Origin of the sequence: Luteibacter yeojuensis, from assembly GCF_000964085.1 — a bacterium.
In the GTDB taxonomy this organism is placed as follows: domain Bacteria; phylum Pseudomonadota; class Gammaproteobacteria; order Xanthomonadales; family Rhodanobacteraceae; genus Luteibacter; species Luteibacter yeojuensis_A.
This window is the reverse complement of record NZ_JZRB01000031.1, coordinates 1-13,098: the sequence shown is the minus strand read 5'-3', so window position 1 is coordinate 13,098 and position 13,098 is coordinate 1. Positions and strand designations below refer to the sequence as shown.

At 66.8% G+C, this 13,098-nt stretch carries 12 protein-coding genes; 7 read left to right on the top strand and 5 right to left on the bottom strand.

What is annotated here, in order from left to right:
- The first annotated feature begins 198 nt into the window (after positions 1–198).
- The 3 genes from VI08_RS14705 (at position 199) to VI08_RS14695 (ending at position 4,075) form a co-directional block, all read left to right on the top strand.
- A complete protein-coding gene (locus VI08_RS14705; protein WP_045830363.1) occupies positions 199–741 on the top strand; it encodes a carboxymuconolactone decarboxylase family protein in 543 nt (180 codons plus the stop codon).
- A 198-nt stretch (positions 742–939) separates the two neighbouring features.
- Positions 940–1,299: a DUF1428 domain-containing protein gene (locus VI08_RS14700; RefSeq protein ID WP_045830362.1), complete on the top strand. Its 360-nt coding sequence runs from the start codon at positions 940–942 to the stop codon at positions 1,297–1,299.
- Between the two features lie 97 nt (positions 1,300–1,396).
- Positions 1,397–4,075, top strand: a complete 2,679-nt coding sequence (locus VI08_RS14695; RefSeq protein WP_045830361.1) for a M1 family metallopeptidase — start codon at positions 1,397–1,399, stop codon at positions 4,073–4,075.
- Positions 4,076–4,174: 99 nt separating this feature from the next.
- Here the strand turns inward: VI08_RS14695 and VI08_RS14690 are convergent, their stop codons facing one another.
- Positions 4,175–4,588, bottom strand: a complete 414-nt coding sequence (locus tag VI08_RS14690; RefSeq protein WP_052697978.1) for a DUF4879 domain-containing protein — start codon at positions 4,586–4,588, stop codon at positions 4,175–4,177.
- Between the two features lie 247 nt (positions 4,589–4,835).
- On the opposite strand from VI08_RS14690, the gene VI08_RS14685 reads away from it, so the two are divergent.
- Both VI08_RS14685 and VI08_RS14680 read left to right on the top strand, forming a co-directional pair.
- Positions 4,836–5,246 (top strand): hypothetical protein, encoded by a 411-nt coding sequence (locus tag VI08_RS14685; protein WP_045830360.1) that lies wholly within the window; start codon positions 4,836–4,838, stop codon positions 5,244–5,246.
- Positions 5,247–5,281: 35 nt separating this feature from the next.
- Positions 5,282–6,274, top strand: a complete 993-nt coding sequence (locus VI08_RS14680) for a LacI family DNA-binding transcriptional regulator (RefSeq protein WP_045830359.1) — start codon at positions 5,282–5,284, stop codon at positions 6,272–6,274.
- A gap of 108 nt (positions 6,275–6,382) precedes the next feature.
- Here VI08_RS14680 and VI08_RS14675 read toward each other — a convergent pair whose 3' ends face one another.
- On the bottom strand, positions 6,383–7,498 hold the full coding sequence (locus VI08_RS14675; protein WP_045830358.1) for a Gfo/Idh/MocA family protein: 1,116 nt from the start codon (positions 7,496–7,498) through the stop codon (positions 6,383–6,385).
- A gap of 129 nt (positions 7,499–7,627) precedes the next feature.
- Here VI08_RS14675 and VI08_RS14670 point away from each other — a divergent pair, with 129 nt between their 5' ends.
- The gene (locus tag VI08_RS14670) at positions 7,628–8,509 is read left to right on the top strand and encodes a phytanoyl-CoA dioxygenase family protein (RefSeq protein WP_084621539.1); all 882 of its coding nucleotides are present in this window, start codon (positions 7,628–7,630) and stop codon (positions 8,507–8,509) included.
- Between the two features lie 49 nt (positions 8,510–8,558).
- Here VI08_RS14670 and VI08_RS14665 read toward each other — a convergent pair whose 3' ends face one another.
- Positions 8,559–9,398 carry an alpha/beta hydrolase gene (locus VI08_RS14665; protein ID WP_045830357.1) on the bottom strand — a complete coding sequence of 280 codons (840 nt, stop codon included), beginning with the start codon at positions 9,396–9,398 and terminating at the stop codon, positions 8,559–8,561.
- A 41-nt stretch (positions 9,399–9,439) separates the two neighbouring features.
- Positions 9,440–10,294, bottom strand: coding sequence for an alpha/beta hydrolase (locus VI08_RS14660; protein WP_045830356.1), 855 nt, complete (start codon positions 10,292–10,294; stop codon positions 9,440–9,442).
- A gap of 39 nt (positions 10,295–10,333) precedes the next feature.
- Between VI08_RS14660 and prmC the strand changes: the two genes are divergently transcribed.
- Positions 10,334–11,155 carry a peptide chain release factor N(5)-glutamine methyltransferase gene (gene prmC / locus VI08_RS14655; RefSeq protein WP_045830355.1) on the top strand — a complete coding sequence of 274 codons (822 nt, stop codon included), beginning with the start codon at positions 10,334–10,336 and terminating at the stop codon, positions 11,153–11,155.
- Here the strand turns inward: prmC and dxs are convergent.
- Positions 11,142–13,037 carry a 1-deoxy-D-xylulose-5-phosphate synthase gene (dxs, locus tag VI08_RS14650; protein ID WP_045830354.1) on the bottom strand — a complete coding sequence of 632 codons (1,896 nt, stop codon included), beginning with the start codon at positions 13,035–13,037 and terminating at the stop codon, positions 11,142–11,144. The genes prmC and dxs overlap by 14 nt on opposite strands.
- Positions 13,038–13,098 lie beyond the last annotated feature (61 nt).

The following is a 13,098-nucleotide window of genomic DNA, read 5'->3' as shown; positions in this document are numbered from 1 at the left end:
AACGCCCCAGGGCCCTCGGCTCTTCCGCAAAAGGCGTCGCCCACAGGGTGGGCTCCTACAACCCTGAGTCACCCTTGCAACACCCCCGCATTCCCACGGCACGCCAACCGGCGGGCCTTCGCGTGAACCGGCGCCTGTGCGCCGAGCCATTCCGCGACACTTTCCCTTCATCCTTAACCAGTTACCAGGAGCACACCGATGAGCCTCGCCGACCTTCGCAGCCAGCTGCCCGACTACGCCAAGGACCTCAAGCTCAACCTCGATTCCGTGCTCAGCGAAGCCGGCGCGCCGGGCCTGAACAAGGCGCAGATCGCCATGATCGCCATGGGCTCCGCCTATGCCGCCCGCTTCAAGCCGCTGACGGAAGCCGTCGCCGCGTTCGCCGCCGAGCACGCCAGCGCCGAGCAGCTCACCGCCGCCAAGGGTTCGGCCGCGATCATGGGCATGAACAACATCTACTACCGCTTCCAGCACCTGGTCTCGCACCCCGAGTACGACACCATGCCGGCCAAGCTGCGCATGAACGTCATCGGCGCCTACAAGGGCGAGGCGAAGAACGACTTCGAACTCGTTTCGCTGGCGGTGTCGGCCGTGAATGGTTGCGGCATGTGCATCGACTCGCACGACAAGGTGCTGCGCGATGGCGGCGTCAGCGTCCAAGGCATCCAGAGCGCCGTGCGCATCGCCTCGGTGATCCACGCGGTGGCCGTGGTGCTCGAGCAGGCCGACGCCGCGGGCTGAGAAATTCCGCAACACGGGGTCGGCTCCCTGTAGGAGCCCACCCTGTGGGCGACATCTCCTCGCCCCAATCCACACCCCTGCGGCGCCGCCTTAAAAGCATCGCTCACAGGGTGAGCTCCTACAAAAGGCCGCGGTTTAACGCGGCCTTTCGTTTTTCCGGCACATGCTCCGCCCACCTAACCAAGCGGAGGGTGTGCCATGAGCTATGTCGATGGTTTCGTTCTGCCGGTGCCCGAGGCCAACCTGGCCGAGTACAAGAAGATGGCGCGGCTCGGCGCCAAAGTCTGGATGGAGCACGGGGCGCTCGCCTACACCGAATGCGTCGCTGACGATGTCCAGCCCGGCAAGGTCACGTCCTTCCCGCAGGCCGTGAAGCTCAAGCCGGGTGAGATCGTTGTCTTCGCCTGGGTCGTCTACAAAAGCCGCCGGGACCGCGACCGGATCATGAAAAAAGTCATGGAAGATCCGAGGTTTGACAAGTACAAGGACCCCAAGGCCATGCCCTTCGACGGCAAGCGGATGTTCTGGGGCGGGTTCAAGCCCATCGTCGAGGCGTGACGCGGTGCGGTAAGGGAGGGGTGCCTTCCGGCACTGTGTCGAAGGTCACCCCGCTCCGCAGGATGTAAGGGATTACCTACAGGGAGTCCCACCTGCCATGCGTCGTATCGTCCGTCCCCTCATCCTCACCGCGCTCGCCGCCTGCTGTGGCGCCGCGCTCGCCGCCGGCACGGACGCCGCGCCGCCGCTTGGCCACCTCCCCGAGTGGGCCCAGCCGGAAAGCTACAAGCTCGCCTTCAAGGTGGACCCGAAGCAGGAAGATTATTCCGGCTCGACCACCATCAAGCTCAAGCTCACCCAGCCGTCGGACTTCGTCTGGATCCACGGCAAGGAGCTGAAGGTGTCCAAGGTCGTCGTCACCGACGCCGCCGGCAAGAAGCACACCGGCAAGTACACCGTCGCCGCCGAGAAGGAAGGCGTGGCCCGCCTCGACCTGGGCGGCAAGCTCGAGGGCGAGATCACCGTCGCCATCGACTTCACCGCGCCGCTGAACAAGCAGCTGCAGGGCCTGTACAAGGTCTCGCACGAGGGCATCCCCTACGCGATGACGCAGATGGAGCCGGTATCGGCCCGCTATGCGTTCCCGGGCTTCGACGAGCCGCGTTTCAAGACCCCGTACGACATCAGTCTCACCATCCCCGCCGATGACCAGGGCGTGGCCAACACCGCGCAGGTGAAGGAAGAGAAGGCCGGCGCCGGCTGGAAGACGCTGACGTTCTCCACCACCAAGCCGCTGCCGACCTACCTGGTCGCGTTCGCCGTCGGCCCGTGGGACGTGGTGAAGGGCCCGGATATCACGCCGACCCAGTACCGCGCCACCGCCACCCCGCTGCGCGGCATCGCCGCCAAGGGCGAAGGCCACCGCATGCAGCACGTGTTGGGCGAGACGAACTCGATCATCCACACGCTCGAGGATTACTACGGCTTCGGCTACCCGTTCGACAAGCTCGACCTGCTCGCCGCGCCCGACTTCAGCGCAGGCGCGATGGAGAACGCCGGCCTTGTCACCTTCCGTGACTGGCTGCTGCTGATCGACCCGGATTCGGCCGCCAACTACGTGCGCGGCTCGTTCAACGTCAACGCGCATGAGCTGGCCCACCAGTGGACGGGCGATACCGTCACCATGGCGTGGTGGAACGACCTGTGGCTCAACGAAGCCTTCGCCACCTGGATGCAGCAGAAGGTGACGCAGAAGGTGCACCCGGAATACCGCGCCGACCTCGACCGCGTGCGTGGCGCCCAGGGTGCCATGGGCAATGACAGCCTCGTCAGCGCCCGCAAGATCCGCCAGGAAATCACCGGCAACGGCGACATCGAAACCGCGTTCGACGGCATCACCTACCAGAAGGGTGCGGCGGTGCTGGGCATGTTCGAAGGCTTCGTCTCCGAGCCCGTGTTCCAGAAGGGCATGCGCGCCTATATCCAGAAGCACAAGTTCGCCAACGCCACGGCCGACGACCTCGTCGATTCGATCGCCGAAGCCGCGGGCCAGGGCGATGACTTCAAGAAGGCCTTCAACTCGTTCCTCGACCAGTCGGGCGTGCCCTACGTGGTCACCGAGGTGAAGACCGACGGTGGCAAGACCGTGCTGCACATGAAGCAGAGCCGCTACCTGCCGCTGGGCAGCACCGGTGATGCGAACCGCGTGTGGGGCGTGCCCATGTGCGTCCGCTACGGCGTGGCCGGCGGCGACAAGGTGAAGTGCGAAATCTTCAACACCGCCGAAGGCAGCATGGTGCTCGACGGCGCCGCCAAGGGCACGTGGGTGATGCCGAACGCCAACGGCCGCGGCTACTACCGCTTCGCCGAAGGCAAGGCCGACCTGGCCAACCTGGCCAAGGTGGTGGGCAAGCTGAGCGATGCCGAGCAGCTGGCCTACGCCGACGCCGTGCGCGCCGGCTTCCAGCACGGCGACCTCGACGCGGGCGACGTGCTCGCCGCGCTGAAGCCGATCACGGCGTCGGGCACCCGCGAGGTGTTCACCGCGCCGATGAACACCTTCACCTGGATCATGGACCACGAGGCCAGCACCGATGCCCAGCGCGCCACGCTGCGCAAGTGGGCCATCGACGCCTACAAGCCGAAGCTGGCCCCGCTTGGCTACCGCAAGAAGGCCGGCGAGAAGGATAACGACACGCTGACCCGCAACGTGCTGGTGGCCTTCCTTGCCGACAAGGATATCGGTGACAAGGATGTGCGCGCCGAGATGCTGAAGCAGGGCGATGCCGCGCTGAAGACGAAGGACGGCCACCTCGACCTCGAAGCCGCCGACTCCGACCTGCTCGCCACCGCCCTTGGCGTGTCGGTGCAGGAGCATGGTGCCCCGGCCGTCGATGCGCTGATCGCCGAGATCCCGAAGACCTCCGACCCGGCCAAGCGCAACGCCATGCTGGTGGCCTTGTCGGAAGCAACCGACCCGGCCGTGGCCAACAAGGCGCGTGACTTCGCCCTGGGCAAGGACGTGAAGGTTGGCGAGATGGCGATGGTGCTCATGGGCGGCCGCGACAGCGAATCCACCCGCAACGACCAGTGGAAGTGGTTCACCACGAACTACGACAAGATCGTCGCACGCACCGGCAGCTTCGCCGGCGGCAAGCTGCCCTCGCTCGCCGCGGGCGGTGGTTGCTCGAAGGCCGAGGCCGACCGCCTCAGCGAGTTCTTCAAGCCCCGCCTGGCCCAGGTGAGCGGCGCCGAACGCGGCCTGGCCCAGACCAGCGAAGCGATCCTGCTGTGCTCGGCCCTGAAGGACAAGCAGGATCCGAAGACCATCAAATAACCGACGGTCTGGACTATCTTTGCTGTTTGTGGGAGCGCGCTTGCGCGCGATGCTCCTAAAGGCCGGGCGACGAAAGTCGCCCGGCCTTTTTCATGCAAGCTACCGCACCTGGAAATTCAACCGCACGGGGCCACCCGTGCCGTTCGGAATCACCATGTACTCGAAGTTGCCTCCCTGGTGCCCACTGGCATCCCACGTGCGGCGGTAGCCGACGACCGTGCCGCGGTTGCACGGCGCCAGCGAACCATGGCTGTTGCACAACGGCTCGGTTTTGATCTCGCGAAGCGCGTTGCCCAGGAGGCGCGCCTGCGGGTTGTTGCCGTAACCGACATCGTCGGTCTGGATCCGCATCCAGGCACCGCCGTGGTCACGCGTGGTGCTGCTACGCCCGGTGATGATTTCCGAGCCAGCCAAAGCGGAGTCAACCCTGTAAACGTACGCGCGACTGAGGGAGTTGGCATTCACGGGAACGAACGGGAGAACAGCGAGCAACGAAAGGAACATGATCTTCATTTCAGGAATCTCCTTGGGCGGCCCCATGGCCGCGAATCATGCTGATGCAGGAAGGGCGTCGCGTGGATTGGGCGGAGGCCGTCAATTCCTGTAGGGGATTTGCTCGACGTGATCCGATGCCTTGGCGATGCACCTTTGTAGGCGCTCGCTGCAATGTGTGAAGGGGAATGCCAACCGTCGTGTCCTCCCGCCTTCCGCAACGGGTCATTACGTGCTGCCATCGATGTCCCCACCACGGAGCACTCGCATGGAAGTTTCGACGCTGTCCGCCGTACCTAAGTCCATTGCCATGATGTTCGCGAAGCCGAGTGCGTCGTCGCCCGGCGCGCCTGCGCGTACCGACCAGTCCATGGGGTCGGGCCTGTCGAAAAAGATCGACTTCTCGCACGTCACGCCTCGCCAGCTCGAGGCCTATATCAACGAGCGGATCTTTTCGAACACGATCGAGCCGGACGATGTCACAGGAATCATGAACCAGCTCGGCGCCACCCAGATGGATGACGCCCCCGATGTCCCCTTCAACCTCCGCGCCCAGCTCAACGGCTGCCGCCAGTACAGCGAACAAACCGGCAGCCCCCTCGCCGCGTGGTACGCACACCTCGGCAAGCAGCTCGACATCATGCAGGCCCAGTCCGTCCACCTCTCCGTCGTGGCCTAGCGCCGCCGGGCCGGGCTTGGGTTACGCTACGGCCCATGCATAGCCGCACCACCACCGCTCGCGATGTCGCCGAAATGGCCGGGGTTTCCATCTCGGCCGTGTCGCGCACGTTCACGCCCGGTGCCAGCGTATCGGCGAAGACGAAGGAACGGGTGCTGGCCGCGGCCGAGTCGCTGGGCTACCGGCCGAACCAGCTGGCGCGCAGCCTCATGACCGGGCGCACCGCGCTTATCGGCCTGGTCTCCAACCACTTCGCGAACCCCACCTTCATGGAGGTGTTCGACCTGTTCACCCGCGAGCTGCAGGCGCGCGGGCTGCGGCCGCTGCTGGCGAACCTGGGCGAGGACGAGGATGGCAGCCACGCGCTCGACATGATGCGCCAGTACAGCGTCGATGCAGTGCTCATCGCCACGTCAGCGCCGCCCGCGGGGTTCGCGGCCTCGTGCCGCGCGGTGGGCATGCCCGTCATCCATGTGTTCGGCCGGGCGGGGCGGGGCTCACCCGTGCCCGTCGCCACCGTCGACAACATCGCCGGTGGGCGCATGGTCGGCGAGGCGATGCGCCAGCGTGGGCTGAAGAAGCTCGCCTACCTGGGCGGGTCCCCGCACGATGCGTCGTCCATCGATCGCGCCAACGGGTTCGCCGAGGCCGCGGGCAAGGCCTTGCGCCGCACGGTGTTCGCCGGCAACTACACGCACGACCACGGCCGCGACGCCATGCTGGCGCTGCTCGACGACGACGCCACCATCGATGGCGTGTTCTGCGGCGACGACGTGTTGGCCATGGGTGCCATCGATGCCTGCCGCGAACGCGGCGTGGACGTGCCGGGCCAGGTCAGCATCGTGGGGTTCGACGACATGCCCCTCGCGGCGTGGGCATCCTATTCGCTCACCACCATCCGCCAACCCATCCGCGCGATGGTGCTCCACGCCATCGAACGCATCGCAGCGTGGGTGGAAGATGCGAATGCGGTGCCGCGCAGCAAGCTGTTTCCTTGCGAGCTGGTTGAGCGCTCAAGCCTGCGCTAACACGCCACCCTCTGTGCTGCTGATATTCTGTGGGAGCGCACTTGCGCGCGATGGGTCGTGCCGCAAGCACATCGCGCGCAAGCGCGCTCCCACATTCGGGTCCTCTATTTAGAGATCGACCCAGCGGCGCTCCCGCGCGGAAACCAACGCCGCATCGACGATCCGGTCCACCTCATACCCATCACGGAAGGTCGGCCACACGGCGTTGCCGCTCTCCACCGCACGCAGGAAATCGCGCATCTCGATCACGATCTGGTCGTTGTAGCCGGTGCCGTGGCCGAAGCCCATGTTGAAGGCGAGGTAATCCGGGTGCGGCGGGCCCATCAGCAGCTTCTGGAAGCCTCGCCGTGCCGGTTCGCGCGCGGCGTCGTAGAGCCATAGCGCGTTCTGGTCTTCCTGGTCGAAGTACAGGGCTCCTTGGGTTCCGGTGATGCGGTACGTGTAGCCCATCTTTCTTCCCGCGGCCACGCGGCTGAAGCTGAGGCTGCCGCTGGCGCCGTTGGCGAAGCGCAGCAGCATCTGCCCCTGGTCGTCGTTCTCGATGGCCTCCGGGCCATCCGGGCCGGGGCGGGTGGCGTGGACGATCTGCGTGTCGGCGACGAGGCTGCTGATGGGCCCGACGAGGCGCAGGCACGCGTTGACGATATGCGGGGCGACATCGGCCAGCGCGCCGGCCTCGGTACCCGTGCTGATGCGCGTGCGCCACGAGGCGGGCAGGGCGGGGTCGTGCAGGTAGTCCTCGACGTGCTCGGCGGTCACCTGGATCACGTCGCCGATCTCGCCCGAAGCGATGACCTGCTTCGCCAACTGGCTGGCCGGCGTGCGGATGTAGTTGAAGCCCACCATGTTGGCGAGGCCGGCCTGCTCGACGGCCTCGACCATGCGCAGGGATTCGGCGGGGTCGCAGCCCAGCGGCTTCTCGCAGAGGACCGGTTTGCCGGCCGCGACGCAGGCCAGCACCATGGCCAGGTGCGTGCGCGGGGGCGTGGCGATGATGATGGCGTCGACGTGCGGATCGGCGATGAGCGCCCGCCAGTCGCCGGTGGAGCGGTTCCAGCCCCACCGGGCGGCGTGCTCAGCGGCGCCTTCAGCGGTGGAGGTGGCAATCATCTCGCACACCGGTTTGAGCCCCGTCTCAAAAACGGCCCCGACCGATTGCAGCGCGATGGTATGCGCCTTGCCCATGTACCCCGCGCCAATCAACCCGATCCGAACCAAAGCCATATCCAGCCCCGCCTTTTGTGGGAGCGTGCTTGCACGCGATACCCCCGATACTGCCGATGCTGCACCGCAATTTGCAAGCGCTTGCAAATGGGCATAGCGTAAGCCTCGCCACCGCCCGGAGACCCCGCCATGAACGCCGTACGCCAGCCTGCCGTCGTGCCACCCGTCTTCACCGAAGCGAACCTCGATACCGACGCCATCGTGCACGAACTACTGGACGGCATCGGCGCGGTGACCTTGCGCGGGCTGTTCACCAAGGCGGAGATCGCGCAGGCGCGCGACATCGTCATGCGCGAATCCAACGCCGACGACCGTGGAGCCAAGGTCACCCATTTCCAGGGCGATGCGGAAAAAGCGGGGCGCATCAACCTGCAGCGCCGCGTGTGGAACCTGCTGGCGAAGGGTGACATCTTCTCGCGCATGGCCGCGCACCCGGCCATCATGACAGTGATGCGCGCCTTCCTGGGCAGCGAATTCATCATGGGCTCGATCGCCGCCAACCGTATCCTGCCGGGTGGCCCCGGGCAGGAGCCGCATATCGATTACCCGTACTGGGATTTCCATTCGCCGGAAACCCACCCGGCGCGCATCAGCTCGGCGTTCCCGTTGAACGGCCAGGTGACGATCATGCTGGACCCCTTCACCGAAGAAACCGGCGCCACGGCCTACGTGCCCGGCACGCAGCGCGAGCTGCGCTACCCCGACGAGGACGACCGCTTCTTCGACCGATGCGAACGCATGCTCGGTGAAGCCGGCGACACCGTCGTGTTCTTTGGCGCCGTGTGGCATTGCGCGATGCCCAACCGCAGCACCATCGACCGCTCGGCCATCATCACCCAGTACCTGCCCAAGTTCATCAAGCCGATGGAAGACCTGCCGGCGGCGCTGCCCGAGGCGTTCGTGAAAGCGGCAAGCCCCGACATCAAGCAGCTGCTTGGGCTCAACTACCCGTACCCGGAAGTGCTTGATGCCGCGCGCGGCGGCAACGCCGAAGGGCGCAAGCGTTACTGAAACGCATGGCTAAACCGGCTCGTCTGTGGGAGCGCGCTCCTACATGGTCTTAATTTGCGTTGATGAAGGTGACCACATCCTCGAGCACCGGCGCCTTGCCCTTCGAAGGCCCCAACGCCAGCAAGATGCCGATGTGCTTCACGCCGGGGTACATCTTCAGCGCCACGGCCTCGCCCCGCGCCCGGTAGCGGTCCGCCAGCGAGGTCGCGTTCGACGGCTTCACGGTGGTGTCCGCATCACCTTGCAGAAGCAAGGCAGGCGGTTCATCGCCATCGACGAAGTTCACCGGCTGCGACCGCGCCTGCTCCGCGGGCGTCTTGCCGAACATGTCGATGAAGCTGTCGTCCGTCAGCGGCAGGAAGTCGTACGGCCCCGCCAGACCGATGAACCCCGATAGGTCGCGCGGCCGCATGCCGACGGCTTCAAGCCAATGCTTATCCGTGGCGAGCAGCGCCGCGATGTGCGCACCCGCCGAATGCCCCATCACGAACAGGTGCGACGCATCGCCGCCGTAGGCTGCCGCATGCCCGCGCGACCATGCCACCGCGTGCGCGGCATCGTCCATGAAACCATCGAGCTTCGCTTTCGGCCAAGTGCGGTAGTCCGGCACCACCACGACCATGCCACGTGCGGCCAGCGCCTCGCCCACCCATCGGTACCACTGCCGCTTGCCGCTCTTCCAGCTGCCGCCATAGAAGAACACCACGACGGGTGCATGCGTGGCATCGGGCGGCGAATACACGTCGAGCGAGAGGCCGTTGTCGAACGGGATGTCGCGATGCGCGACCACGCCCGCCGAGGGCTGGCGCGCGTTGACGACGGTGAAGAGGGCGGCCTGGCAGCCAGTGAGGAGCAGGGCGATGAGTGACGTAAGCAGGAGTCGGGTCATACCCAACGTTTACGTACGCCGCGTGAAGACGGATGCAGCGGTCAGTGCGCGGGGTGGCGACGGATGAAGTCGACGGTATCCGCCAGCGCGGTGGCGCGGTGCTTCATGGGCCCGAACGACAGCAGCAGGCCTTCGTGGCCCACCCCCGGATAGAGCTTCAGCTCGGCTGGATCGCCGGCATCGTTGTAGCGCGCCGCCATCGACAGCGCCTCCGTCGGGTACACCTCGGTGTCCTTCTCGCCCTGCAGCAGCAGCGCGGGCGGCTCGTCGCCATCGACGAAGTTCACCGGCTGCGATGCGGCCTGTTCCGTGGGCGTGTTCCCGAACATGCCCACGTAATCGGGGTCTTCGTCGATCGGCAGGAAATCGTAGGCGCCCGCGATGCCAATCCACCCGGCGAGGTCGCGCGGCTGCATGCCCACCGCCCCCAGCCACTGTTTGTCCGTGGCCAGCATCGCGGCGATATGGCCCCCGGAGGAATGCCCCATGAGGAACACGTCGCCCGGCGCGCCGCCGAACTCACCGATATGGTCGTGCACCCAGCGCACCGCGTGCGCGGCATCGACGAGGAACCCCGCCATGGGCACGACCGGCCACAGGCGGATATCCGGCACCACGGCCACGATGCCATCGCGCGCCAGCGCCTCGCCCATCCAGCGATCCCACTGCCGCTTCCCTTCCTGCCAGTCGCCGCCGTAAAAGTAGACGACCACGGGCGCATGGTCCGCGTGGGCGGGGGTGTACACGTCCAGCGCGAGCTGGTGCGCAGGGTCGTAGACCAGGCCGGGGTGGGCCACGACGCCTTCGGCCGGCTGGCTGGCATTGAGGCTGGCGAAGAACGTGGCCCGGCATGCCGTCAGGCAGAGGAGGGCGACGGCGATGAGGAGGGGGCGCATCGGCGCATTGTAGGCGGGGCGGCCCGCTAGAATGCGCCGATGACCGATATCCGCACGATCCTGCGCTCCGCCAGCCACGCCCTCGGCGACCGCCTCGAGGCCGAGGCGTTGCTCGCGCATGCGCTGGGCGTGAACCGGGCCTGGTTCTTCGCCCATGCCGACGACGCGCTCGACCCGGCGCGCGAAGCCGGCTTCCAGGCCCTCGTGGCGCGCCGCGCCGCAGGGGAGCCCGTCGCCTACATCACCGGCCGCCGCGATTTCTGGTCGTTGCCGCTGGAGGTGACGCCGGCCACGCTGATACCGCGACCGGAGACCGAGCTGCTTGTCGAACTGGTACTCGCCCGCTTGCCGGCCGGCGGCCGCGTGCTCGATCTCGGCACCGGAAGTGGCGCCATTGCCCTGGCCATCGCCAAGGAACGCCCGGATGCCACGGTGCACGCCGTGGATGCCAGCGAAGCCGCCCTCGAGGTCGCGACACGCAACGCGCGCACGCTCGGCCTGCGCGTCGCGTTCCACCATGGCGACTGGTTCGCGCCGGTCAGCGGCGAACGCTACGACGTGATCGCCAGCAACCCGCCGTACATCGAGGACACGGACGAACACCTCACGCAGGGTGATCTTCGCTTCGAGCCACGCAGTGCGCTGGCATCCGGCGCCGATGGCTTCGACGATATCCGTCGCATCATCGGTAGTGCGCCGGCACACCTTGTCGATAATGGCTGGCTGCTTTTCGAACACGGATACAACCAGGGCGCGGTCGCCCGCGCCCTGTTCGATGCATCGCATTGGATCGACGTGGCCACGACGCGCGATCTCGAAGACCGCGACCGCGTGACCAGCGCGGGACTTAGCCCGCGCTAGCCACGGCCGTAGCAACAAACTGCGGGAACCGCCCACGCACCGCGGCGCGGATCTGCGGCAGATCCAGCCCCGCCATGGTCAGCACTTCCTCGCGGCTGCCGTGTTCCAGGTACTCGTCCGGCAGGCCGAGGTGGAAGATGGGCAGCGTGATGCCCTTCGCCGCGAGGAACTCCGCCACGCCCGCGCCGGCACCACCGGCGATGGCGTTGTCTTCGATGGTGACGAACGCCTGGTGCGTGCGCGCCATCTCGAGGATCAGTTCCTCGTCGAGCGGCTTGACGAAGCGCATGTTCACCAGCGTGGCGTCCACTTCGGCGGCGATGACCGCGGCGGGCGCGAGCATGGTGCCGAACGAGAGGATGGCCAGGCCGTGGTGGCCGCGGCGGCGCACTTCGCCCTTGCCGATGGGCAGGGTTTCCAACGATTCGGAAAGCTTGGCGCCCGGGCCGGTGCCGCGCGGGTAGCGCACGGCGGCGGGGCCGTTGTAGGCGAAGCCGGTGCTCAACATCATGCGGCACTCGTTCTCGTCGGCCGGCGCCATGATCACCATGTTGGGCAGGCAGCGCATGAACGAGAGATCGAACGTGCCCGAGTGCGTGGCGCCATCGGGGCCGACGACGCCGGCGCGGTCGATCGCGAACGTGACATCGAGGTTCTGCAGGGCCACGTCGTGGATGGCCTGGTCGTACGCGCGCTGCAGGAACGTCGAGTAGATGGCGACCACGGGCTTGGCGCCTTCCACCGCCATGCCGGCGGCGAGGGTGACGGCATGCTGCTCGGCGATGGCCACGTCGAAGTAGCGCTGCGGGTAGGCCTTCGAGAACCGCACCAGGCCCGAGCCCTCGCGCATGGCGGGGGTGATGCCGAGCAGGCGCTCGTCGGCGGCCGCCTGGTCACAGAGCCAGTCGCTGAAGATGTCGGTGTAGGTGGGCTTGGCGGGCGCGCCCTTCTTCACGAGGCCGGCCACCGGATCGAATGGGCCCACCGCGTGGTATTCGATCTGCGCCTTTTCGGCCGGTTCGTAGCCCTTGCCCTTGGTCGTCATGACATGGAGCAGCTGCGGGCCGGGGAGATCCTTGACGGTTTCCAGCGCCTGCACCAGCGCGGCCATGTTGTGGCCGTCGATGGGGCCGGTGTAGTGGAAGCCCAGCTCCTCGAACAGCGTGCTCGGCACGAACATGCCCTTGGCGTGTTCCTCCCAGCGCTTGAAGAAGCGGCCGAAGAAGGATTCGCGGGGCATGGCTTTCTTGGCGCGCTCGCGCCACGCGTTGAGCGTGCGGCTGGAGAGCGCCCGGGCCATCATCTTGGTCATGCCGCCGACGTTCTCGCTGATCGACATGCCGTTGTCGTTGAGGATGACGAGCATGTTGGGCTCGACATCGCCACCGTGGTTCAGGGCCTCGAACGCCATGCCGGCCGTCATGGCGCCATCGCCGATGACGGCGACGACCTTGCGCTGGTCGCCACGGCGCTGCAGGGCGATGGCCATGCCCAGCGCGGCCGAGATGGAGGTGGACGAGTGGCCGACGCCGAAGGTGTCGTACTCGCTCTCCTCGCGGCGCGGGAAGGGGGCCAGGCCATCCTTCTTCTTGATGGTGGTGATGCGGTCGCGGCGGCCCGTCAGGATCTTGTGCGGGTAGCACTGGTGGCCCACATCCCACACCAGGCGGTCGCGCGGGGTTTCGAACACGTGGTGCAGGGCCACGGTGAGCTCGACCACGCCCAGCCCCGCGCCGAAATGGCCGCCCGACGAGGCCACGGCCTCGATGAGGTAGCGGCGCAGTTCATCGGCGATGGCCGGTAGCTCGTCCACCGGGAAACGGCGGAGATCCTCCGGCGATTCGATCTGCGCCAGATAGGGGTACGGGGAAAGGTCGTTCATCCGCCTATTGTTCGCTTACGGGAGGGGCGGGGCAAGGGATGTTGTGTGAACAAGCGGGGGC

Bases quoted from the DNA above. Each gene is read 5' to 3' on its own strand.
- VI08_RS14660 (WP_045830356.1), bottom strand. From the start codon at position 10,294: ATGCGCCCCCTCCTCATCGCCGTCGCCCTCCTCTGCCTGACGGCATGC.
- VI08_RS14665 (WP_045830357.1), bottom strand. From the start codon at position 9,398: ATGACCCGACTCCTGCTTACGTCACTCATCGCCCTGCTCCTCACTGGC.
- VI08_RS14685 (WP_045830360.1), top strand. From the start codon at position 4,836: ATGGAAGTTTCGACGCTGTCCGCCGTACCTAAGTCCATTGCCATGATG.
- VI08_RS14695 (WP_045830361.1), top strand. From the start codon at position 1,397: ATGCGTCGTATCGTCCGTCCCCTCATCCTCACCGCGCTCGCCGCCTGC.
- VI08_RS14670 (WP_084621539.1), top strand. From the start codon at position 7,628: ATGAACGCCGTACGCCAGCCTGCCGTCGTGCCACCCGTCTTCACCGAA.
- dxs (WP_045830354.1), bottom strand. From the start codon at position 13,037: ATGAACGACCTTTCCCCGTACCCCTATCTGGCGCAGATCGAATCGCCG.
- prmC (WP_045830355.1), top strand. From the start codon at position 10,334: ATGACCGATATCCGCACGATCCTGCGCTCCGCCAGCCACGCCCTCGGC.
- VI08_RS14680 (WP_045830359.1), top strand. From the start codon at position 5,282: ATGCATAGCCGCACCACCACCGCTCGCGATGTCGCCGAAATGGCCGGG.
- VI08_RS14690 (WP_052697978.1), bottom strand. From the start codon at position 4,588: ATGAAGATCATGTTCCTTTCGTTGCTCGCTGTTCTCCCGTTCGTTCCC.
- VI08_RS14675 (WP_045830358.1), bottom strand. From the start codon at position 7,498: ATGGCTTTGGTTCGGATCGGGTTGATTGGCGCGGGGTACATGGGCAAG.
- VI08_RS14705 (WP_045830363.1), top strand. From the start codon at position 199: ATGAGCCTCGCCGACCTTCGCAGCCAGCTGCCCGACTACGCCAAGGAC.
- VI08_RS14700 (WP_045830362.1), top strand. From the start codon at position 940: ATGAGCTATGTCGATGGTTTCGTTCTGCCGGTGCCCGAGGCCAACCTG.